Raw genomic sequence first — 20,671 nt, 5'->3', positions numbered from 1 at the left:
GGCGCGATCTACGTCTGCCGTCATGTCTTTCTCGGACTCCCTTTTTCTCGCTTGCCAGCATCTGGCCCCGCATCATCTGATCTCGCGCCTGGCTGGCCGACTGGCCTCGAACCGCACGCCCTGGGTCAAGAATGCGCTCATCGGCCATTTTGTCCGCCAATACGACGTGAACATGGGCGAAGCGCAGATCGTAGAGCCGTTGGCCTACGACAGTTTCAACGACTTTTTCACCCGCGCCCTCAAGCCCGGGGCACGGCCTTTGGATGCCGAGCCAGGGGCAGTGCTCAGTCCGGCCGACGGCAGCATCAGTCAGGCCGGGCGTATCGTCGCAGGCCGCATCTTTCAGGCCAAGGATCACTACTTTGACCTGATCGATCTGCTGGGCGGCGATGCCGGCCGCGCCGCGCCGTTCGCAAACGGCAACTTCGCCACCATTTATCTTTCGCCGCGAGACTATCATCGCGTGCACATGCCGGTTTGCGGCACCCTGCGCGAAATGATTTACGTGCCCGGAAAACTGTATTCAGTCAACCCGCTCACCTCCCGCAACGTTCCAGGTCTCTTCGCGCGCAACGAGCGCCTGGTCTGTATATTCGATACGCCCGAGCATGGGCCCATGGCGCTAGTGCTGGTAGGCGCCATGATCGTGGGTTCGATGCAAACCGTCTGGGCCGGCCGCATTGCGCCGCATCAGCCCGATGTCATCGCTACCCGCTATGACGGCGAAAAAGCCATGCAATTGGCGCAAGGTGCCGAAATGGGCCGTTTCCTGCTGGGTTCGACCGTGCTTGCCCTGTTCGGACCCGATTGGGTGGACTGGACGGACCTGGCCGCGCCGGGCGGTGGCGTGCGCATGGGCCAGGCATTAGGCCGAGCCCGGTCCTATTGAGCGAAACGCGTCCGCACGTACCCGGCCATGCCTCGGGCCAGTTGTTCGTCGCCCAGGAATACCTCGCCGATGTTTTCGTCGCGCAGCATCCGCATCTCGTCTTCGCTTTGCGCGACCAGAACGATCTCTATTTGCGGGTTGAGCGTGCGCGCCGTATCGACCATCTTGCGCATGCCCACCACATCGGACACGGTCGCCACCAGCATGGCGGCGTGAGCGATATGGGCCTGGATCAGCACGCCCGGCTCGGCTGCATCGCCCAGAACGGCCGCCTGGCCCTGCTGGCGCAGGTCTTCGACCACCTCGCGACTTTGGTCGGCCACCACGATCGGAATGGCATGCGCGGTCAGCTCGGCGGCGATGTGCCGTCCCACCCGGCCATATCCGACGAGTACCACCTGTCCATCCAGATTTTTGCGCGCGGTGCTCTCAGGCAATTCGGCATAAGGATCGCCGCTGGCTTCGAGCTTGCGGGCCAGTGCGCAGCGCGCCAGGATCACTCTGCGTAGCGGTTCGATCACGGCAAAAAGAATGGGGTTGAGCGCGATGGAAAGAATCGCTCCGGCCAGCACCAGGCTCATGCCTTCGGGCGGTAGCAGGCCCAGCGCCACGCCCAGCCCGGCAAGAATGAAAGAGAACTCGCCGATCTGCGCAAGACTTGCCGATACTGTCAGCGCCGTCGTCAGTGGATAGCGCAAGAGCAGCACCAAGGCCAGAGACACGAGCGACTTGCCGAGCATGATGATCAGTAGCACGCCCAGCACATGCAGGGGTTCCCTGATCAGGATGGCCGGGTCGAACAGCATGCCGACCGCAACGAAGAAAAGCACCGAAAAGGCGTCGCGCAGGGGTAGCGACTCCTGGGCCGCGCGATGGCTGAATTCCGATTCGCGCATCACCATACCGGCAAAGAAAGCCCCCAGTGCAAACGACACGTGGAAAAGCTGCGCCGCGCCATAGGCGATGCCGATGGCCACGGCGACGACCGCCAGAGTGAACAGCTCGCGCGAGCCGGTGCGCGCCACCTGCCACAGCAGCCAGGGCAGCGCTCGCCGCCCCACGGCCAGCATCAGTGCGATGAACACGGCCACTTCTAGCAGTGTCTTGCCTAGGGTCAACCACAAGGCCGTGCCGGTCGCGCTCTGCTCCAACACATGGCCGCCCAGCACGCCGGCCAGAGGCGGCAACAGCACCAGCACCAGCACCGTAGCCAAGTCCTCCACCACCAGCCAGCCCACGGCGATGCGGCCGTTCTGTGTCTCCAGCGCGCCGCGTGCCTCCAGCGCCTTGAGCAACACCACGGTGCTGGCGCACGACAGCGACAGGCCGAAAACCAATCCGCCGCCCCAGCTCCAACCCCACCACCAGGCGATCAGCATGCCCATCGCGGTAGCCAGCGTCATCTGCACCACCGCGCCGGGAACGGCCAGACGCTTGACGTCCAGCAGGTCCCGCAACGAAAAATGCAGCCCCACGCCGAACATCAGCAACATCACGCCGATTTCCGACAATTCCGAAGCCAGCTTCACATCGGCCACGACACCCGGCGTAGCCGGACCTATGAGAATGCCTGCGAGCAAATAGCCCACCAGCGCCGGCACCTTGATGCGCTCAGCCACGAATCCCAGAACCAGCGCCATGCCGAAGCCTTCGGCGAGAGTGGTGATCAGGGGAATGCTGTGATCCATTCGGCCTCCGTTGAATTTCCGCATCATAATGGGTTTGTCTTCACTTCCATCCCTGTCATGACCGAACGTCAACTCTGCGTGCTGGCCGCGCTATGCATGATCGTCGCCGTCGCCGCCGGCGCCTTCGGCGCGCATGGCCTCAAGGGCCGCATCGATGCCGACATGCTCGGCGTCTGGCAGACCGGCGTGCAATATCACCTCATCCATGCGTTGGGTCTATTCGCCGTGGCCTGGCTGCGCGCCCGCCATCCGCAGGCCCGTCTGCTCTGGGCCGCGGGGTGGCTGATGTTTGCCGGCATCGTGCTGTTCTCGGGCAGCCTCTACATGCTCGCCCTGACCGGCATCCGCTGGCTCGGTGCGGTTACGCCGCTGGGCGGCCTGGCCTTCCTGCTGGCCTGGGCCATGACGGCCTGGGCGGTATGGCGTGCTCCGCAATGAATCGGTGACATGTGCGCCGTCCTGCAAGCGACCGCCCGAGGGCGTACCATACCGGGCAGCATGTTCATGCCACAGGAGATAGATCATGAAGCTGTATTACTTGCCCGGCGCCTGCTCGCTCACCATTCACATCGCGCTGCAGTGGATAGGCAAGCCCTTTGAAGCCCAGAAAATGGACCGCCAGGCCATCAAGGCCCCGGATTACCTCAAGATCAACCCCATGGGCTCGGTGCCGGCGATCAGCGATGGCGACTTCGACCTGAACCAGAACCTCGCCATCCTTTCCTACTTGTCCGCAAAGCACCCCGAGGCGGGCCTGCTGGGCGACGGAACACCCCAGAGCCTGGCCGAAACCATGCGCTGGCTGGCCTTCATCAACTCCGACCTGCATCGAACCTTCAGCCTGGTTTTCGGTCCCGCGCGCTTCGTGTCCGACGCGGCGGCCCAGCAAGAACTCGCGGCCTCGGCCGCCAAGATTCTGCTCGGCTACTTCACCATGCTCGACGGCCGTCTCGAAGGCCGCGACTATCTGACCGGCGCCAAGCGCACCGCTGCGGACGCCTATCTCTTCGTGGTGCTGCGCTGGGCCCAGGCCATGAAAATCGACCTGTCGGGCCTGGCCAACCTGCCCAAGTTCAACGCGCGCATGAAGGCCGATTCCGGTGTCGCGGCCGCGCTCAAAGCGGAAGGACTGGAATAAAACAGAATCGCCGCGCCTGTGCGGCCAGCCTGTCCTTGAAACGAGGCTGGCCGCATTGCCCTTCGTTCAATGTGCCGTACGGGCTGCCCGCTGCCTGAACAGCAAGACCGCAGCCAGCATGAAAGCAAGCAGCGCGGCCGATGCCCAATAACGGCTCAGCGCTAAACCTCCCGCGTTCAGTGGCTTGTCCAGAAAATCGCCGACCACCGCGCCCAACGGGCGAGTCAAAATAAACGCGGCCCAGAACAGCAATGTCCGGGACACGCGGGTCCAGTAGTAGGCTGCCACGAGCAGCGCAAGCAGTCCGCCGAACACGAGGGCCGCTCCGGTATAGCCAAGGCCAGCCGTATCGGCAGTCCAATCGCCCAGGGCCGTACCCAACGTCTGGGAGAACATGATCGTTACCCAATAAAAGACTTCCGCCTTGGGCGAACTGACGGTGCTCACCGATACAGAGCCGAGGGTGCGATGCCAGACGAACAGCGAGCCCAGCAGCAAGGCAAGCAGAAGGCTTGATCCGCCGGCGTATCCGATTCCAAGCGATCGGTCCGCGAAATCAGCCATGGTCGTGCCGACCGTGGTGGTGGCGATGATGGTGATCCAATAAAGGAAGGGATGGAACTCTTTGGCCCTGACCTGCGCGGTGACTGAGGCCAGAAAGATCGCCGCGAAGATGCCCGTGCTGAGCAGATAGCCCAGATTCATGGACATCGAAACCGCATCGCCGCCGGTTTCGCCGAGCGTGGTGGCGGCGATCTTGATAAGCCAGAAAACCAGCGTAATTTCGGGAACTTTGGCCAGAACTTGTTCAGTGGATGTTTTCATTTTCAGTAAATGTTTTCATTGGAAATAAGTGCGTTCGGGAACCAGTCTGTCCGGCCAAAATTAGCTCAGGCATAGGTTGCCCCCGGCTCTGCCGGGATGCCGGCAGGTGTTTGACATTTACTGAATTAGCCAAGTGTGGGGTTGCGGTGTTAGATGGCTTAATGGCACTGGCCCCAGCATGCGTTATCTTGCGTTTTGCGAGACGGCTGCCTATTTGCCGAAATCTTCGGCCAACTCCCGCGAGCGGTGTGCCGCCGCTTGCACCGCGTTGCGTACGATGTCGGCAAACCCCGCTTGTTTGAAGACCTCCAGGGCCGCCGCCGTCGTACCGCCCTTGGACGTCACTTTCTCGCGCAGGATCGCCGGCGTGTCGGCGGACTGTCCCGCCAGCTTGGCCGCGCCGGCCACCGTAGCCAGGGCCAGCTGCCGCGCCTGCGCCTCGGTCAGCCCCACTGCCTGCCCGGCCGCGGCCAGGGCTTCTAGCAGCAGGAACACATAGGCCGGGCCGCTACCCGAAACAGCCGTAACCGCATCCAGGCCTGCGTCGCCGTCCACCCACACCACGTCTCCCACCGACTTTAGAAGGCGGGCCGCCAGCGAGCGGTCGGCCTCGTTCACGCCCGGCATCGCCGCCAGGCCCGTTATGCCCGCCCCTACCAGCGCGGGTGTGTTGGGCATGCAGCGCACCAGCCGCTGCCACGGTTGGCCCGCCTCGCCGAGCCAGCCGGCCAAGGTGTCGGCACGGATGCCGGCCGCGATACTGATGACCAGGGTATCGGGCGCCAGCCAGGGTCGGCTTTGCAATACCGCCTCGCGCATGTGCTGAGGCTTGACCGCATAGACCCAGGCCTTGCAGCGACGCAGCGCCTCGTCCGGCCGGACCGCCGTGGTCATGCCGCGTGCGCGCCAGGCCTCGTGCCCGGCTTCGTTAATGTCGAGGACGTGGATGTCGCCGGCCGCGCAGATCTTGCCCGCCAGACCGGAAGCCAGAGCCGCGGCCATATTGCCGCCGCCGATGAATGCGAGAGTGAGGTTATCCATAGTGAAAGAATTCTAATACCCGCCCTGTTTATCCAGTAATCCCGAGTTTCCATTCCGTAAACCCGATTTTATTCAAATTAAATTCAGTAAATTTTAAGCATTAAGCCTCAGAATGCCGCTGAAACGCCTGTTGGCGCGGCGAAAAAAGTCCATTGACAGCCCAGCGCCCCGGTGTGAAAGTCACGCCGTTGTCATAAACAATTCATAAAGTGCCAGCCTGCATCGGGACCCGACCGGGCCTAGGCACAAGCTCTCGCCGTTCGCGCCGCAACCCGCGCCGCGCCGGCCATCACAAGGAGGAAGTTGCAATGCGATTCTCACGTCTGGCCACCGCTCTGGCCATCGCCGGCGCGCTCACCGCCACCTCGGCTCAGGCCGTCACCGAAATCTCGTTCTGGCACGCGATGGAAGGCCCGCTTGGCGACCGCGTGAACGCCATTGTCGCCGCCTTCAACAAGGCCAACCCCGAATACGACGTCAAGTCTGTCTATAAAGGCAGCTACAACGAAACCATGAACGCCGGCATCGCCGCGTTCCGCGCGGGCAGCGCCCCCGACATCCTCCAGGTGTTCGAAGTCGGCACCGCAACCATGATGGCCGCCAAGGGCGCTGTCGTGCCGGTACAACAGATGTCCGAGAAGGCCGGCGATCCGATCAACCCCAAGACCTTCATCGGCGCGGTGGCGAGCTACTACTCGACCAACGACGGCAAGCTGGAGTCGATGCCCTTCAACAGCTCGACCGCGGTGTTCTACTACAACAAGGACGCCTTCCAGAAAGCCGGATTGGATCCCAATAAGCCGCCCAAGACCTGGGAAGAACTGGCTGCCGACGGCGCCAAGCTCAAGGCTGCCGGCATGCAGTGCGGCTACACCACCAGCTGGCCCTCGTGGATCCAGCTAGAGACCTTCTCGGCCTGGCACAACATCCCCTACGCCACTGAAAACAACGGCTTTGGCGGCCTGGGCGCGCGCCTGGCCATCGACAATCCGCTGGTCCTGCGCCACATGCAGAACCTGGCCAAATGGGCCAAGGAAGGCATCTTCATGTACGGCGGCCGCGGCGACGATCCCAACGCGCTCTTCGTAAGCGGCAAGTGCGCCATGATCACCGGGTCGTCGGGTCTGCGCGCCAGCCTGGTGCAGAACGCCAAGTTCAAGTTCGGCATCTCGACCCTGCCCTACTACGCCGACGTCAAGGGCGCACCGCAAAATGCCATCATCGGCGGTGCTTCGCTGTGGGTCTTCTCCCACAAGTCGCCCGAGGTCTACAAGGGAATCACCAAGTTCTTCAAGTACCTGTCCAGCCCCGAGGTCGCGGCGCAATGGCACCAGGCCACCGGCTATGTGCCCGTGACCAAGGCTGCCTATGAGCTGACCAAGCAGCAAGGCTTTTACGACAAGAATCCGGGCACCGAGGTGGGCGTGCAGCAGTTGAACGTCAAGACCACCGCGCAATCGCGCGGCGTGCGCCTGGGCTTCCTGCCGCAGATCCGCGACATCGAGGATGCCGACATCGAGAACATCGTGTCGGGCAAAATGACCGCCAAGGCTGGCCTGCAGGACATGACCAAGCGCGGCGACGCGCTGCTCGCGAAGTTCCAGCAAAGCGTGAAGTAAGTGCATCGCGGGCGGGTTTTCCCAACGGGAAGACCCGCTCGTTTTTTAATTCTATTGATCGAATAGGCGGCTTGTTTTTACGGTTATGCTTGCGGCAATCGGGTCGCCGGCCCGCCCTGAAACCCGGCTTATCCCATGGAAAAACGCGTCGTTTTCGGCCACAAGACCTTGCCTTATCTGCTGCTGGCGCCCCAGTTGCTGGTCACGTTCATCTTCTTCTTTCTGCCCGCCGGCGAAGCCATCTGGCAGTCCACGCAGTTGCAGGACGCATTCGGGCTTTCGACGCAATTCGTCGGCCTGGAAAACTTTACCGACCTGTTCTCGCAGTCGGCTTACCTCGATTCATTTGAAACCACCGCGGTCTTCTCCGTGCTGGTGGCCTTCATCGGCCTGTCCCTGGCATTGCTCCTGGCCGTGATGGCCAACCGCGTGATCCGCGGCGCCAGCATCTACAAGACCCTGCTCATCTGGCCCTACGCCGTGGCGCCCGCGGTGGTGGGCGTGCTTTGGCTTTTTCTGTTCTCGCCTTCGGTGGGCATTCTGGCCGTGGCGCTCGAGAGCCTGGGCATTCCCTGGAATCCCCGCCTGGACAGCACGGACGCGATGATCCTGGTGCTCATCTCGGCGGTCTGGAAACAGATCTCCTACAATTTCCTGTTCTTCCTGGCAGGCCTGCAATCGATCCCCAAGTCGCTGCTCGAAGCGGCCGCCATCGACGGGGCCTCGCCCGCGCGCCGCTTCTGGAGCATTGTCTTTCCCCTGCTCTCGCCCACTACCTTCTTCCTGCTGGTGATCAACGTCATCTATGCCTTCTTCGATACCTTTGCGGTGATCGACACCACCACGCAGGGCGGCCCAGGCACGTCCACCGAAATCCTGGTCTACAAGGTATACAACGACGGCTTCAACGGGCTGAACCTGAGTTCGTCGGCGGCGCAATCGGTCGTGCTGATGGTCATCGTCATCCTGCTGACCATCGCGCAGTTCCGCTATATCGATCGCAAGGTCCAATACTGACCTCCTGCTGGCTCCCAGCCCACGAACTAGATTAGCCTCCCATGGTAGAACGCCGCCCCTGGCTCGATTTCCTGGCCCACGCCATCCTGATCATCGGTTTGATCATCGTGGCCTTCCCGCTGTACGTGACCTTCATCGCGTCCACGCAGACCGCGCAGGAGGTCGCCAACGCGCCGATGTCGCTGCTGCCCGGCTCGCACATGGTCGACAACTACGTCACCGCGATCACCGCCAACTCGGCTGGCGCCGCGCCGGTGGGTCGCATGCTGTGGGTGAGCCTGATCATGGCGCTGTCCATCGCCATCGGCAAGATCCTCATTTCCATCGTCTCGGCCTACGCCGTGGTGTACTTCCGCTTTCCCGGCCGCAAGCTGTGCTTCTGGATGATCTTCATCACCTTGATGCTGCCGGTCGAGGTGCGCATCGCGCCCACCTACCAGGTCGTGGCCGATCTGCATCTGCTCAATAGCTATGCCGGCCTGGCCCTGCCGCTGATCGCCTCGGCTACTGCCACTTTCCTGTTCCGCCAGTTCTTTCTCACTGTTCCCGACGAACTGGTCGAGGCGGCGCGCATCGACGGGGCTGGCCCCATGCGCTTTTTCTACGACATTCTGCTGCCGCTATCCAAAACCAGCATCGCGGCGCTGTTCGTCATTCAGTTCATCTATGGCTGGAACCAATACCTCTGGCCGCTGCTTATCACCACCAAGGAAAACATGTATCCCATCGTGGTGGGCATACGGCGCATGGTCGCCGGCGGCGACGACGTTACGCAGTGGAATATCACCATGGCTACCGCCATTCTCGCCATGATCCCGCCCGCGCTGGTCGTGATCCTTATGCAGAAATGGTTCGTGCAGGGCCTGGTCGACGCCGAAAAATAATCATCTGAGCGCTTACCCATACTCATGTCCACCCTGAGCTTCAAGAACGTCAAGAAGACCTACGCCGGCAACATCGCGGTGATTCACGGCATCGACATGGAGATCGCCGATGGCGAATTCATCGTCATCGTCGGTCCTTCCGGCTGCGGCAAGTCCACGCTGATGCGCATGGTCGCCGGCCTGGAAGGCATCACCAGCGGCGAAATCCAGATCGACGGCACCACGGTGAACGATCGGGAGCCCGCCGACCGAGACATCGCCATGGTGTTCCAGAACTACGCGCTTTACCCGCACATGAGCGTGTTCGACAACATGGCCTACGGCCTGAAGCTGCGCAAGCTACCCAAGGAAGAAATCAAGCGGCGCGTTGACACCGCCGCCGAGATCCTGGAGTTGTCAAAGCTGCTCGACCGCCGCCCGCGAGCCCTTTCAGGCGGCCAGCGCCAGCGGGTGGCCATGGGCCGCGCCATCGTGCGCGAACCCAAGGTCTTCCTCTTCGACGAGCCGCTCTCCAACCTGGATGCCAAGCTGCGTGTGGCCATGCGCCTGGAGATCCTCAAGCTGCATCGGCGCCTGAAGACCACCAGCCTGTACGTCACGCACGATCAGGTCGAAGCCATGACGCTGGCCCATCGCATGATCGTCATGAACCAGGGCGTGCCCGAGCAGATCGGCACGCCGATCGAGGTGTTCGAAAAGCCCGCCTCCGTCTTCGTGGCCGGCTTCATCGGCTCGCCGCCCATGAACCTGATGCAGGTCCAGGTGGCCGGCGATGGCACCATGCAGACCGCAGATGGCGGCCTACCGCTGGACATCCCGCCGACCGGCGTGCCGCCCGCCGTGCGCGGCCGCAAGGTGATCCTGGGCCTGCGGCCCGAATACATGATCCTCAATACCCGCGGCATGTCAGCCGAGGTCGAGATGATCGAGACTCTGGGCTCGGAACAATTGGTGCACTGCCGCTACGGCAACGACCAGATGATCGTGCGTTGCACGACCCGACAACTGACCGAAACGCCGCTGCAGGCGGGAGCGCGGCTGGACCTCGGACCCGACGGACGGCATCCCATGCACTGGTTCGAAATCGACAGCGGCAAGCGCGTGGCCAATCTCTGAGCCTTCACGGGGCACAGACCACACGGTTGCGTCCGGCGCGCTTGGCCCGGTACAGGGCCTCGTCGGCCTGTTCAACCAGGCTGTCGCTTCTGCCGCTTCTGTCGCTCAGATCGCTCGGAGCAGCGCAGCTCAGGCCGCAACTTATGGTGACCGTAACCGAGACATGGTCCAGCATCGACAGCGCCGCCTGCACCTGCACCCGCAAACGCTCAGCAAGCGCCTGGGCTTCATCCAGGACAGCCCCTGGTAACAACACGGCAAACTCTTCCCCGCCATAACGGGCGATCAATCTTCCCGGCCCATCTGCGTGCTGAATCAGCAGTTGGGCCAAGGCTTTCAATACTTCATCGCCGTAGGGATGCCCATACGCGTCGTTTATCCGCTTGAAGTTGTCGACATCGATCAAAACAAGAGACAAAGAAGTGTTATCGCGACAGGCTCGCTGCCATTCGCTCTTGAGCGCCTCGTCAAAACGGCGCCGATTGGACAGTCCCGTCAAGGCGTCAGTGATCGCCAACAATTCCAGCCGCAACGAAAGGCGTTCCAGCGCGTCTTGCTGCCGCTTGAACGCAGTGATGTCGACGTGCGTGGAGTATCCCTGGCCATCCGCTCGCGTGCTGATCTGCTCCAAAACGCGCACCCAACGACGACCTGGCAAGGCAAGCTCGTAAGGCGCGCCGGAAAAGCGGCGCCGCTCCCGCAGCACGCGCAAACCCTCCCGATACTCTTTCGAAGGATCGGCATCCTGCCACGCAGCTTCGTACAGTGCCTCGAAACGCCAGCCTTGCACATTCATCGAAAACGGCAGTCCATACAAACTATGAAATCGCTGGTTCGCCCATAGGGCACGGTCTTCCTGGTCTACTGCCAAGGCACCATCGGCTAGATTTTCCAGAACGTCCGCGGCATCGATGGAACTATCGGATCGGGACGGTCTATGTCTCTCGATAGACTCCAGGGGCGCCGTTTTTCGCCATACTCTGATGCGTCCAATGCTGCCCAGCTCCAACGAGGCCACACGCATTCGCAAGCCGCAATGATCGAATTCGAAAGCTTGCTGCTGGGCAAGATGGCGCGCGACGCCTTCTTCGACATAACGCTCCAGCATCGGGGCTTCCTCAGGCGACAGCCGTGTCCGGTAGAAGCGCCTCAAGTTTTCGCGGTAATGCTCCCCCACATAGACATGCCCGGCGTGTTCTGGAAAAAACGTTAGAAAGCTATTGTTCCAAAGCACCGCCTGATCTTGATCATCGAATACGCAGAGGGCGACTTCGATTTGATCGAGTACGTTGGCGATGACTCGCAACGCAATCAAGTGGATTTTCAAATGCGATTCAATGTGAGTTAAGCCGCGCGGGGGGCGAGGACGGGTATTTTCTATTTACTTTTTATTATAGCCAGCATCAACTAGGAAAATTACGTCTTGAGCAAGACGCGGACGGCCCGCATTGCCATCGTTACAGACTCGCACAGGTCGTCTGCCATGGCGGCACACGCAACGCATCGGACAGGAACTCGATCAGGCAGCGCACTTTGAGCGGCAACTGCTTGCGACTTGGATACACCGCATAAATACCGAGTTGGACTGATCGATACTCTGGCAGCAACCTGACCAGCCGGCCTTCCTTTACATCCTGGTCGATCATGAAACTGGGCTGCAATATGATGCCGCCGCCCCGCAGCGCGATCGCGCGACAGGTGTCTCCGTTATTCGAATGCACGCGCACGCGGGTTTTCACCGTGGTCTCGCCGTCCGGCCCGACGAAGCGCCATTCGTCGCGGCCTGCAAGATTCGTATAGGCCAGCACGGGATGCCCGCCTAGCTCGCGCGGATGACTGGGCGCGCCGTGGCGAGCCAGGTAGTCAGGCGAAGCGCATACCAGCATATCCGTGTGGGTCAGCTTGCGGCTGATCATGGACGAATCGGGTAGCGAGCTGATCCGGACCGCCAGGTCATAGCCTTCGTCGACCAGATCGACGGCGCGGTCATTCAGCGTGACATCCAGATCAATCTGCGGATAGGTCGCCATGAAATCGCCCCACAGGGATGCGAGGTGCAATATGCCGAAACTGACCGGCACATTGACCCGTATCAATCCGCTGGGCGTATGGGTACGGGAACTGGCCTCGGCCTCTGCATCGTCAATCGCGCCGAGTATGTCGCGCGCCCTCTGGTAAAACAGGCGCCCCTCCTCCGTCAACGACAGCCGCCGGGTGGTTCGCTGCAGCAGCCGCACCCCGATCCGCTGCTCGAGAGAATCGACATAGCGCGACACAGCTGCCTTGGACACGCGCATGATATCGGCCGCGCCGACGAAGCTTCCGGCATCGACAACAGCCACGAAGGCAGCCATTTCCAGGCTACGATCCATCAATTGTCTCGATAAATGGGATTATTAATCCTATAAATATTAATTTATTAAATAATTCATCGTCAATAGAATGTACGGATCCTTCCAACACGGAACATCATGAAAGTTACTGTCGTCGGTACCGGCAATATGGGTTCGGCATTCGTCAAACAATTGACCAAGGCGGGGCACGAAGTACGCGTCACCGGGCGCAATGCAGCCAAGGCCCAGGCGCTGGACGACGGCCCCGCATTCGCCGATGGCCAGCGCGGCAGCGTCTTTTTCGCCGGCGACAGCGATGCGGCCAAGAGCACGGTCAAATCGCTCATCGACAGCCTCGGATTCCGTGCGGTCGATGCCGGTGGTCTGAGAAATGCGCGCTATCTCGAACCGCTGGCGGGCCTGAATATCTACTTCGGGTATGGCGCAGGCGTGGGTACCTCGATCGCGCCGAGCTGGATCGCCAAATAAGGGTCCGCCGCACAAGCATTACCCGTATCACGACTCACGCCGGCTCAACCGGCAACCGTATCTCGACCAACCAGGAAACATCATGATCGACACCCGCACCGCTCCTTATTCGGCTCTCGTCCTGCGCATCGCGCTGGGCGTCATGTTCATCGCGCACGGTTTGACCAAGCTGCTCGTTTTTACGCCGGCCGGCACCGCAAAGTTCTTCGAATCGGTCGGCTTCGCCGGCTGGTTTGCCTGGCCTATCATCCTGTTCGAAATCGCCGCAGGGGTACTGCTGCTGACTGGCGTTTATACGCGCCTGATCGCCGCGGTCGCCGCCATCGAGCTATTCACGGCCTCGACGGTCCATTTCGGCAATGGCTGGATGTTCACCAACCCGAAGGGCGGCTGGGAGTATCCGGTGTTTCTGGCAATCGCAGCGTTGGTCCTCGCACTGCTCGGCGACGGCGCCTTCGCTTTGAAGCCGACAATACGCAATATCAATACCTGACGCGCAGGTAGATATTCCGGGGCTCAGGCCCCAAGCAGAATCCGCACCACCTGCCTTACGCCGTCTTCCCAAGACGGCAAGGCCAGGCCGAACGTGGAACGCAACTTGCCCGTATCCAGGCGCGAGGATTTCGGGCGACGCGCCGGCAGCGGATACGCCTCGGTTGCAATGCGCTGGATCTGTTCGGGCTGCACTTTCAGCGGTGCGCCGGCATCGCGCGCCAAGCGTCCAATCAGCACGGCATAGTCGTACCAGGTGGTCTCGCCCCGGGCCGCCAGGTGGTATGTGCCGTAAGGAAACGGCCGCTCTCTGGCCGATTCCGACAAATAACGCCCCAGCATCTGCGCCGTCGCATCGGCGATCAAGGCCGCACCCGTGGGTGCGCCTGTCTGGTCGCCCACCACGCGTAGCGCGTCACGTTCGCACATCACGCGCAGCATGGTCTTCAGGAAATTGGCGCCCTGCACACCGTATACCCAGCTGGTGCGCAGGATCAAATGGCGTTCGCAGGCTGTGCGTACCGCTTGCTCGCCCACCAGCTTGCTGTGCCCGTAGGCGCCGGCCGGATCGGTGGCGTCGCTCTCTCGGTAGGGCGTTTCCTGCCCGCCGTCGAACACATAATCGGTGGAGTAATGCACCATCAGGGCACCCTGCGCCTGAGCCTCGGCGGCCATCACGCCCGGCCCCTGGCCGTTGACTTGCAAAGCCAGCTCCGGTTCCTGCTCGGCCTTGTCCACCGCCGTATAGGCGGCCGCATTGACCACGATATCCGGACGCTCGGCGCGTATCGCTGCAGAGACCGATTCCGGATCGGCCAGATCGCAGCGGCTGCGATCCACGGCCGCCACCTCACCCAGCACCGCCAGGCTGCGCTGCAGTTCGAAACCCAATTGTCCGTTGCAACCCGCGAGCAGGATTTTCATCGCGCCGGATCCTCAGGCGCCGTACTGGCGCGAGACCCAATTGCGGTAGGCGCCGCTGGTCACACCCTGCACCCAGGCCTGGTTGTCCAGGTACCACTGCACTGTCTTGCGTATGCCGGTCTCGAAGGTATCGGCCGGACGCCAACCCAGCTCGCGCTCGATCCGGCGCGCATCGATGGCATAGCGGCGATCGTGTCCGGGCCGATCTTTGACGAAGGTGATCAAATCGCTGTGCAGGCTGCCTTGGGGCAGCGGTCGAAATTGATCGAGCAGTCCGCAGATCGTCTTGACCACATCGATGTTGGCGCGCTCGTTCCAGCCTCCGACGTTGTAGGTTTCACCCGGTTTGCCAGCCTCGAGCACGCGTCGTATGGCACTACAGTGGTCTTTTACGTAAAGCCAGTCGCGCACTTGCATGCCATCGCCGTACACCGGCAAGGGCTTGCCCGCCAGGGCATTGTGGATGACCAGCGGAATCAGTTTTTCCGGAAAGTGATAAGGCCCGTAGTTGTTGGAGCAATTGGTGGTGAGCACCGGCAGGCCGTAGGTATGATGCCAGGCCCTCACCAAGTGATCCGAGGCCGCTTTGGAAGCCGAATACGGGCTGTTGGGCGCATAAGGGGTCACTTCGGTGAAAGGCGGATCCTCGGACTCGAGCGTGCCGTATACCTCGTCGGTGGAGACGTGCAGGAAGCGAAAGGCGTCCTGCTCGGCGCCGGACAAGGTCGGCAGATAGGCCCGCACCGACTCCAGCAGATTGAAGGTGCCGATGACATTGGTCTGCATGAATTCAGCCGGGCCGTGGATGGAGCGGTCCACATGCGACTCGGCAGCGAAATTGATAATGGCCCGCGGCCGATATTGGGCCAGCAGGCCATCCACCAGGCGGCTGTCGCCGATGTCGCCCTGCACCAGCGTGTGCCGCGCATCGCTTTGCAGCGAGATCAGGGTATCGGGGTTGCCGGCATAGGTCAGCTTGTCCAGGTTGACGATGGGTTCCTGTGAACCGACCAACCAGTCCAGCACGAAATTCGCGCCGATGAAGCCGGCTCCGCCGGTCACAAGTAGGGTCATGTCTAGAATGTCTTGCAGTCTGGAAGAAGGGTTCAAAGAATACCATTGCCCCACGCCGCGCCTTCGGATGCACAGCAGGGAAAATCAAGCCGGCACAGGCTCCTCATCGAGCATTTTCACGTTGGGCAGGCCACAAGTGCGCACTGCCTTGGTCAGTGCCTCGACCGCCGCCAGGCGCGGAAAACTGCGGCGCCAGGCCAGGACGATACGGCGCTCGGGTACCGGTCCGGCGAAAGGCACGTAGCGCAGCAGGTTCTTGGCTGTCGGGGCCTCGGCTGAGGCATCGGGCACCGCGCTCATGGGCAGCACTGTCACGCCGATGCCGGCCGCCACCATGTGCCGGATGGTTTCCAGCGACGAGCCTTCGAAGGTGCGCTGGATGCCATCGCTGGTAGCCGAAAAACGTGAGAGTTCGGGGCAGACCTCCAGCACTTGGTCGCGAAAGCAGTGCCCGGAACCCAGGAGCAGCATGTTCTGCTTTTTCAGGTCGTGCGCGTCGATGGTCTTGAGCTTGGCCATTTCGTGCGTCTGCGGCACGGCCACGATGAACGGTTCGTCGTACAGCGGCTGCACGGTCAGACCCGATTCGGGCAGGGGCAAAGCCATGATGGCGCAATCGATTTCACCCTGGCGCAGCAGTTCCAACAGGCGCACGGTGAAGTTTTCCTGGAGCACCAGCGGCATCTGCGGCGTCAGTTCAATCTGCGCCGGCACCAGCCGCGGCAGCAGATAGGGGCCGACGGTATGGATCACGCCCACCCGCAGGGCGCCAGCCAGCGGATCATGGCCCTGGCGTGCGATTTGCTTGATATTGGCGCTTTCTTCCAACACTTTCTGCGCCTGGACCACGATGCGCTGGCCGATAGGTGTGACACCCACTTCGGAGCCGCCCCGCTCGAACAGCGTGACGCCCAACTCGTCCTCAAGTTTGCGTATGGCGACCGACAAAGTGGGCTGGCTGACGAAGCACGCCTCGGCAGCCCGCCCAAAGTGGCGTTCTCGCGCGACGGCGACGATGTATTTGAGCTCGGTAAGCGTCATGGCGAAGGCGAAGGCGAAGAGTTGGCGAAATATCAGGTACGCAGAAAATCTTCGCGCCCGCGCATCCAGCGCGCCAGATGCGCAGCCACGGCCTGCGGATCGTGTTTGCGCAGCCATGCAGCGACCTCGCGGGCCTGCTCGGCGATGGCCGCATCCAGCTCGATATCGGCAAAGCGCAAAAGCGCGAGACCCGACTGGCGCGTGCCGAGGAATTCACCCGGACCACGCTGCGCCAGATCGCGCCGCGCGATTTCAAAGCCATCGCTGGTCTCGAACATGGCACGCAGGCGCTCGCGCGCCACCTGCGACAAAGGGTGCTGGTAAAGCAGCACGCACACCGATTCGGTCATGCCCCGTCCCACTCGGCCGCGCAACTGGTGCAATTGGGCCAAGCCGAAGCGCTCGGCGTGCTCGATCACCATGAGCGAGGCATTGGGCACATCCACGCCCACCTCGATGACGGTGGTGGCGACCAGCAGATCGATCTCGCCTTCGCGGAAGGCGCGCATGACCTCGGCTTTTTCGGCCTGCGCCAGGCGGCCATGCACCAGACCTATGCGCAGGTCGGGCAGGTCAGTGCGCATGGCCTCGTACGTATCGACAGCAGTTTGCAGCTGCAGGGCTTCGCTTTCCTCGACCAGGGGACATACCCAATAGGCCTGCTGGCCTTGGCGCGCGGCCTGGGCGATGTGCATGAGCACCTCATCACGGCGCGCATCGGCGACCAGCTTGGTGCGCACCGGGGTGCGGCCGGGCGGCAGCTCGTCGATGACGGACACATCCAGATCGGCGAAGAAAGTCATGGCCAGGGTGCGCGGGATCGGTGTCGCGCTCATGTGCAGTTGGTGCGGCGCGAGCCTGCCCTCCTCGCCCTTGCGGCTCAAGGCCAGCCGCTGACCCACCCCGAAGCGGTGCTGTTCGTCGACGATGGACAAACCCAGATTGTGAAAGGCCACGTGATCCTGCACCAGGGCCTGCGTACCGACCACCAGTTGCACGGTGCCCTCGGCTGCGGCGGTCGTGGCTTCGCGCCGCACCTTGGCAGGCAGGCTGCCGCTCAGCCAGGCAATCCTGACGCCCAGGGGCACGAGCCACGCCGACAGCTTGCGATAGTGCTGTTCGGCCAGGATCTCGGTCGGCGCCATCAGCGCCACCTGCGCACCGTTATCGATGACCTGCGCCGCAGCCATGGCGGCCACCACGGTCTTGCCGCTGCCCACGTCGCCCTGCAGCAGTCGATGCATGGGATAGGTGCGGCCCAGATCTTCGGCGATTTCGCCGCATACGTGCTGCTGTGCCCGAGTCAGATCGAAAGGCAGTGCCTGGCACAGTCGCTGCATCAGGTTGCCGGCTTGCGCGGACAAGGGCATGGGCTTGGCCCGCTTGCTCCGTCTGCCGGCCCTGGCCGCCGCCAGGGATAATTGCTGCGCCAGCAGTTCGTCGAACTTGATGCGCCGCCAGGCCGGATGCGCGCGCTCGATCAGATCGGCTTCAGCCACGCCGGGCGGCGGCGCGTGCAGCAGGCGGATGGACGGCTCGAAAGCCGCAAGATCGTAGCGTTCGCGCAAGCTTTCGGGCAGCGTGTCGGACAGGTCGGTCTGCCTGAGCGCGGTGTCGATGGCCTTGCGCAGCGTGGGCTGCGGTAGTCCCTCGGTGCTGGGGTAGACGGGCGTGAGCGCCAAGGGCAGCGGCGCATCGGCATTGCTCATGCGCGGATGCACCATCTCCAGGCCCCACAGACCGCCGCGCACCTCGCCGCGCGCGCGCAACCTACGCCCCGCGGTGAGCTGCTTGTGCTGACTGCCGTAGAAATTCAACCAGCGCAGCTGGAGCTCGCCGGTGTCATCGACAATGACCGCGGTCAGCTGGCGGCGCGGGCGATACTGGATTTCCGAGCGCAGGATATCGCCCTCAACCTGCGCCGGAAACCCCGGCCGCAGGCGCGCGATGGGCGTGATGCGGGTTTCATCCTCGTAGCGCAGCGGCAAGTGCAGGACAAAATCCTGCTGCTCGCGCAGCCCCAGGGCGTGGAACTTGCGCTCGATGGCGATCGCTCCCGCTTCGGCCGCGCGAGGCTTGCGACTAGCTACCGTTGAGGGCACCATGGGTCTGAGCGCGGTCGCGTGGGGCTGGATTGCCGGTTCGATGGCGGGCCTATGGCCTGCGTCTGGCCCGAACCCGGATCAGATCACCAAGATCGCCTCGACCTCGAACTGCGCGCCCTTGGGTAGGCTGGCCACCCCTATCGTCGAACGTGCCGGGAAAGGCTGTGGAATGAGCTCGGCCATAATGGCGTTGGCAGCGGCGAATTTGCCCAAGTCTGTCAGGAAAAGCGTGAGCTTGACGACGTTATCCAGCGTACCGCCCGAGGCGGCGACCACGGCCTTGAGGTTGGCAAAAGCCTGACGCACTTGGGCCTCGAAGCTTTCGGCTACCAGCTCGCCCGTGGCGGGCTCCAGGCCGATCTGGCCCGACAAGTACACCGTCTTACCGCCCGTGGCCGCAACGGCCTGGGAATAAGGGCCGACCGCAGCGGGCGCGGCGTCGGTATGGATGATCTGCTTGCTCATGGGGTATTCCTCCGGAGGTGCCTGTCGGAGCACGGCACATATGCGTAGCCTATCAGAATTTTAAAAATCATAGCTGCTTGCCGTGCGATCGAGGCCTTCATCGCCCGCGATACACGCGCCGCTGCTCGAACAGGCAAATGGCGGCGGCGACAGCGACATTGAGCGACTCCACGGCTGCGCTGTCGTGAGGAATCCTCAGGCGCAAAGCGGCAGCACAGAGCAGCCCGGATGCCACACCCTGCCCCTCATGGCCGAAGACCCAGGCGCAGGATCGCGGCATATCTTGGGCGTAGAGGTCGGTCGCATCCTCGAGCGCCGTGGCAACCAGAGGCACGTCAAGGCGCGGCAGCAGGGCTTGCAGATCCTGCTGCTCGTGAATGGCCAGCGCGAAGTGCGCACCCTGGCCACTGCGCACCACCTTGGGCGACCATGCGGATGCCGTGCCGTGGGATAGGAACACCCTGCGCACCCCCGCCGCTGCGCAGGTGCGCAGCAAGGTGCCGACATTGCCGGGATCCTGGATGCGGTCGAACAGCACACAATTCTCGGCGATGCGCTCGGGTAGCCCGGGCTCGGGCGGGCGCACCAGAAAGAGCACGCCCTGCCCGCTCTCCACACTGGCCAGTTCGCGCATCAGGCGCGCATCCAACGCGACGCAGACCGATGCGGGCAATTGCCCGGCCAGCGCCTGCAAGTCGGGCCGCTGCCGCTTTTCCTCGTCGAACACGGCGTACTCGGGCGGGCCATGGCGCTGCAGCCAGACCTGGCACAGATGCACTCCGTCAAGCAGCACCGGCTCGCCGCGGCGGCCCGAAGCACCGGCCAATTTGCGCAGTGTCTTGACCAGCGGATTATCGCGAGAGCTTATGGATTTCATGGCCGAACGCCGTCACGCCTGCAGCAAGGCTTTGACCGGCGCGAAGCTGCGGCGGTGCTCGGGACACGGGCCGTGCTCGCGCAGCAGGCTCAAGTGCTGGGCCGTGCCGTAGCCCTTGTGCTTGTCGAACGCGTACTGCGGATACAGCGCGTGCAGACGCATGAGATCGGCGTCGCGCGCCGTCTTGGCCAGGATGGACGCCGCGGAAATGGCGGGCACCTTTGCATCGCCCTTGACGATAGTCTTGACCGCGCACTGCAGCCGGGGCGGCTGATTGCCGTCGACCAGTGCCAGCTGCGGCGCGACGGCCAGGCCTGCGACGGCGCGCTGCATGGCCAGGAGCGTGGCGCGCAGGATATTGAGATCGTCGATTTCCCGAACGCTGGCGTGGGCGATGCACCAGGCTAGCGCCCGCTCGTAAATGGCCTGCGCCAGCTCTTCGCGCCTGGCCGCGGAGAGCGCCTTGGAATCGGCCAGGCCCTCAATAGGGCGAGAAGGATCGAGAATGACGGCGGCAGCGTAGACGGCACCCGCCAGCGGGCCGCGGCCCGCCTCGTCCACACCGGCGGTGGCGAAGGCGTCGATGCCGTCAGTCGGATCGAATAAATCGGGTTGCATGCGCATGCCGCGCAACTTACCATGATTTTCCAGGCT

Annotated in this window: 21 protein-coding genes; 9 read left to right on the top strand and 12 right to left on the bottom strand. The window is 62.7% G+C overall.

Annotation, left to right across the window (positions count from 1 at the left end; all coding sequences use genetic code 11):
• Positions 1-22: 22 nt before the first annotated feature.
• Positions 23-889, top strand: a complete 867-nt coding sequence (gene asd, locus H143_RS0115375) for an archaetidylserine decarboxylase (protein ID WP_019939153.1) — start codon at positions 23-25, stop codon at positions 887-889.
• Here asd and ybaL read toward each other — a convergent pair.
• Positions 883-2,577, bottom strand: coding sequence for a YbaL family putative K(+) efflux transporter (gene ybaL / locus H143_RS0115370; protein ID WP_019939152.1), 1,695 nt, complete (start codon positions 2,575-2,577; stop codon positions 883-885). The two genes, asd and ybaL, sit on opposite strands and share 7 nt — an antisense overlap.
• Before the next feature lie 57 nt (positions 2,578-2,634).
• Here ybaL and H143_RS0115365 point away from each other — a divergent pair, with 57 nt between their 5' ends.
• Together H143_RS0115365 and H143_RS0115360 are read left to right on the top strand one after the other, a co-directional pair.
• A complete protein-coding gene (locus H143_RS0115365; RefSeq protein ID WP_019939151.1) occupies positions 2,635-3,015 on the top strand; it encodes a DUF423 domain-containing protein in 381 nt (126 codons plus the stop codon).
• 85 nt (positions 3,016-3,100) lie between these two features.
• On the top strand, positions 3,101-3,715 hold the full coding sequence (locus tag H143_RS0115360) for a glutathione binding-like protein (protein WP_019939150.1): 615 nt from the start codon (positions 3,101-3,103) through the stop codon (positions 3,713-3,715).
• Between the two features lie 66 nt (positions 3,716-3,781).
• On the opposite strand, the gene H143_RS0115355 is transcribed toward H143_RS0115360, so the two are convergent.
• Positions 3,782-4,540, bottom strand: a complete 759-nt coding sequence (locus tag H143_RS0115355; RefSeq protein ID WP_019939149.1) for a membrane protein — start codon at positions 4,538-4,540, stop codon at positions 3,782-3,784.
• Positions 4,541-4,750: 210 nt separating this feature from the next.
• On the bottom strand, positions 4,751-5,581 hold the full coding sequence (gene proC / locus H143_RS0115350; RefSeq protein ID WP_019939148.1) for a pyrroline-5-carboxylate reductase: 831 nt from the start codon (positions 5,579-5,581) through the stop codon (positions 4,751-4,753).
• 308 nt (positions 5,582-5,889) lie between these two features.
• On the opposite strand from proC, the gene ugpB reads away from it, so the two are divergent.
• From ugpB to H143_RS0115330, 4 genes are all read left to right on the top strand, one after another.
• Positions 5,890-7,200, top strand: coding sequence for a sn-glycerol-3-phosphate ABC transporter substrate-binding protein UgpB (gene ugpB / locus H143_RS0115345; RefSeq protein ID WP_019939147.1), 1,311 nt, complete (start codon positions 5,890-5,892; stop codon positions 7,198-7,200).
• Between the two features lie 135 nt (positions 7,201-7,335).
• Positions 7,336-8,217 carry a sn-glycerol-3-phosphate ABC transporter permease UgpA gene (gene ugpA, locus H143_RS0115340; protein ID WP_019939146.1) on the top strand — a complete coding sequence of 294 codons (882 nt, stop codon included), beginning with the start codon at positions 7,336-7,338 and terminating at the stop codon, positions 8,215-8,217.
• Positions 8,218-8,258: 41 nt separating this feature from the next.
• Entirely contained in the window at positions 8,259-9,101 is an 843-nt protein-coding gene (ugpE, locus tag H143_RS0115335) for a sn-glycerol-3-phosphate ABC transporter permease UgpE (RefSeq protein ID WP_019939145.1), read from the top strand.
• A 24-nt stretch (positions 9,102-9,125) separates the two neighbouring features.
• On the top strand, positions 9,126-10,217 hold the full coding sequence (locus tag H143_RS0115330; protein ID WP_019939144.1) for a sn-glycerol-3-phosphate import ATP-binding protein UgpC: 1,092 nt from the start codon (positions 9,126-9,128) through the stop codon (positions 10,215-10,217).
• 4 nt (positions 10,218-10,221) lie between these two features.
• Here H143_RS0115330 and H143_RS0115325 read toward each other — a convergent pair whose 3' ends face one another.
• Entirely contained in the window at positions 10,222-11,544 is a 1,323-nt protein-coding gene (locus tag H143_RS0115325) for a diguanylate cyclase (protein ID WP_019939143.1), read from the bottom strand.
• Positions 11,545-11,674: 130 nt separating this feature from the next.
• Entirely contained in the window at positions 11,675-12,589 is a 915-nt protein-coding gene (locus H143_RS0115320; RefSeq protein WP_019939142.1) for a LysR family transcriptional regulator, read from the bottom strand.
• A 99-nt stretch (positions 12,590-12,688) separates the two neighbouring features.
• Between H143_RS0115320 and H143_RS0115315 the strand changes: the two genes are divergently transcribed.
• Entirely contained in the window at positions 12,689-13,039 is a 351-nt protein-coding gene (locus H143_RS0115315; RefSeq protein ID WP_026350118.1) for an NAD(P)-binding domain-containing protein, read from the top strand.
• Positions 13,040-13,121: 82 nt separating this feature from the next.
• Positions 13,122-13,532 (top strand): DoxX family protein, encoded by a 411-nt coding sequence (locus tag H143_RS0115310; protein WP_019939140.1) that lies wholly within the window; start codon positions 13,122-13,124, stop codon positions 13,530-13,532.
• 23 nt (positions 13,533-13,555) lie between these two features.
• Here H143_RS0115310 and rfbD read toward each other — a convergent pair whose 3' ends face one another.
• The 7 genes from rfbD to rnhB all read right to left on the bottom strand — a co-directional run bounded on the left by rfbD (position 13,556) and on the right by rnhB (position 20,641).
• Complete coding sequence (rfbD, locus tag H143_RS0115305; RefSeq protein WP_019939139.1) at positions 13,556-14,455, bottom strand: dTDP-4-dehydrorhamnose reductase; 900 nt, start codon at positions 14,453-14,455, stop codon at positions 13,556-13,558.
• Between the two features lie 12 nt (positions 14,456-14,467).
• Entirely contained in the window at positions 14,468-15,529 is a 1,062-nt protein-coding gene (gene rfbB / locus H143_RS0115300; protein ID WP_019939138.1) for a dTDP-glucose 4,6-dehydratase, read from the bottom strand.
• Between the two features lie 84 nt (positions 15,530-15,613).
• Positions 15,614-16,570, bottom strand: coding sequence for a LysR substrate-binding domain-containing protein (locus tag H143_RS0115295; protein WP_019939137.1), 957 nt, complete (start codon positions 16,568-16,570; stop codon positions 15,614-15,616).
• Between the two features lie 32 nt (positions 16,571-16,602).
• Positions 16,603-18,675, bottom strand: coding sequence for an ATP-dependent DNA helicase RecG (gene recG, locus H143_RS0115290; protein ID WP_019939136.1), 2,073 nt, complete (start codon positions 18,673-18,675; stop codon positions 16,603-16,605).
• Between the two features lie 78 nt (positions 18,676-18,753).
• Positions 18,754-19,140 (bottom strand): Rid family detoxifying hydrolase, encoded by a 387-nt coding sequence (locus H143_RS0115285; protein WP_019939135.1) that lies wholly within the window; start codon positions 19,138-19,140, stop codon positions 18,754-18,756.
• A 97-nt stretch (positions 19,141-19,237) separates the two neighbouring features.
• Positions 19,238-20,017 carry an RNA methyltransferase gene (locus H143_RS0115280; protein ID WP_019939134.1) on the bottom strand — a complete coding sequence of 260 codons (780 nt, stop codon included), beginning with the start codon at positions 20,015-20,017 and terminating at the stop codon, positions 19,238-19,240.
• 12 nt (positions 20,018-20,029) lie between these two features.
• Entirely contained in the window at positions 20,030-20,641 is a 612-nt protein-coding gene (rnhB, locus tag H143_RS0115275) for a ribonuclease HII (RefSeq protein WP_019939133.1), read from the bottom strand.
• Positions 20,642-20,671 lie beyond the last annotated feature (30 nt).

This window comes from Bordetella sp. FB-8 (assembly GCF_000382185.1).
GTDB lineage: Bacteria > Pseudomonadota > Gammaproteobacteria > Burkholderiales > Burkholderiaceae_B > Bordetella.
This window is presented reverse-complemented; position numbering and strand designations above follow the sequence as displayed.

Excerpts from the sequence above, each read along its gene's own strand:
- rnhB (WP_019939133.1), bottom strand. The coding sequence starts at position 20,641 with ATGCGCATGCAACCCGATTTATTCGATCCGACTGACGGCATCGACGCC.
- H143_RS0115295 (WP_019939137.1), bottom strand. The coding sequence starts at position 16,570 with ATGACGCTTACCGAGCTCAAATACATCGTCGCCGTCGCGCGAGAACGC.
- H143_RS0115355 (WP_019939149.1), bottom strand. The coding sequence starts at position 4,540 with ATGAAAACATCCACTGAACAAGTTCTGGCCAAAGTTCCCGAAATTACG.
- asd (WP_019939153.1), top strand. The coding sequence starts at position 23 with ATGTCTTTCTCGGACTCCCTTTTTCTCGCTTGCCAGCATCTGGCCCCG.
- recG (WP_019939136.1), bottom strand. The coding sequence starts at position 18,675 with ATGGTGCCCTCAACGGTAGCTAGTCGCAAGCCTCGCGCGGCCGAAGCG.
- H143_RS0115280 (WP_019939134.1), bottom strand. The coding sequence starts at position 20,017 with ATGAAATCCATAAGCTCTCGCGATAATCCGCTGGTCAAGACACTGCGC.
- H143_RS0115365 (WP_019939151.1), top strand. The coding sequence starts at position 2,635 with ATGACCGAACGTCAACTCTGCGTGCTGGCCGCGCTATGCATGATCGTC.
- ybaL (WP_019939152.1), bottom strand. The coding sequence starts at position 2,577 with ATGGATCACAGCATTCCCCTGATCACCACTCTCGCCGAAGGCTTCGGC.
- H143_RS0115330 (WP_019939144.1), top strand. The coding sequence starts at position 9,126 with ATGTCCACCCTGAGCTTCAAGAACGTCAAGAAGACCTACGCCGGCAAC.
- H143_RS0115315 (WP_026350118.1), top strand. The coding sequence starts at position 12,689 with ATGAAAGTTACTGTCGTCGGTACCGGCAATATGGGTTCGGCATTCGTC.
- H143_RS0115320 (WP_019939142.1), bottom strand. The coding sequence starts at position 12,589 with ATGGATCGTAGCCTGGAAATGGCTGCCTTCGTGGCTGTTGTCGATGCC.
- H143_RS0115310 (WP_019939140.1), top strand. The coding sequence starts at position 13,122 with ATGATCGACACCCGCACCGCTCCTTATTCGGCTCTCGTCCTGCGCATC.
- ugpB (WP_019939147.1), top strand. The coding sequence starts at position 5,890 with ATGCGATTCTCACGTCTGGCCACCGCTCTGGCCATCGCCGGCGCGCTC.
- rfbB (WP_019939138.1), bottom strand. The coding sequence starts at position 15,529 with ATGACCCTACTTGTGACCGGCGGAGCCGGCTTCATCGGCGCGAATTTC.
- rfbD (WP_019939139.1), bottom strand. The coding sequence starts at position 14,455 with ATGAAAATCCTGCTCGCGGGTTGCAACGGACAATTGGGTTTCGAACTG.
- H143_RS0115360 (WP_019939150.1), top strand. The coding sequence starts at position 3,101 with ATGAAGCTGTATTACTTGCCCGGCGCCTGCTCGCTCACCATTCACATC.
- H143_RS0115285 (WP_019939135.1), bottom strand. The coding sequence starts at position 19,140 with ATGAGCAAGCAGATCATCCATACCGACGCCGCGCCCGCTGCGGTCGGC.
- proC (WP_019939148.1), bottom strand. The coding sequence starts at position 5,581 with ATGGATAACCTCACTCTCGCATTCATCGGCGGCGGCAATATGGCCGCG.
- ugpE (WP_019939145.1), top strand. The coding sequence starts at position 8,259 with ATGGTAGAACGCCGCCCCTGGCTCGATTTCCTGGCCCACGCCATCCTG.
- ugpA (WP_019939146.1), top strand. The coding sequence starts at position 7,336 with ATGGAAAAACGCGTCGTTTTCGGCCACAAGACCTTGCCTTATCTGCTG.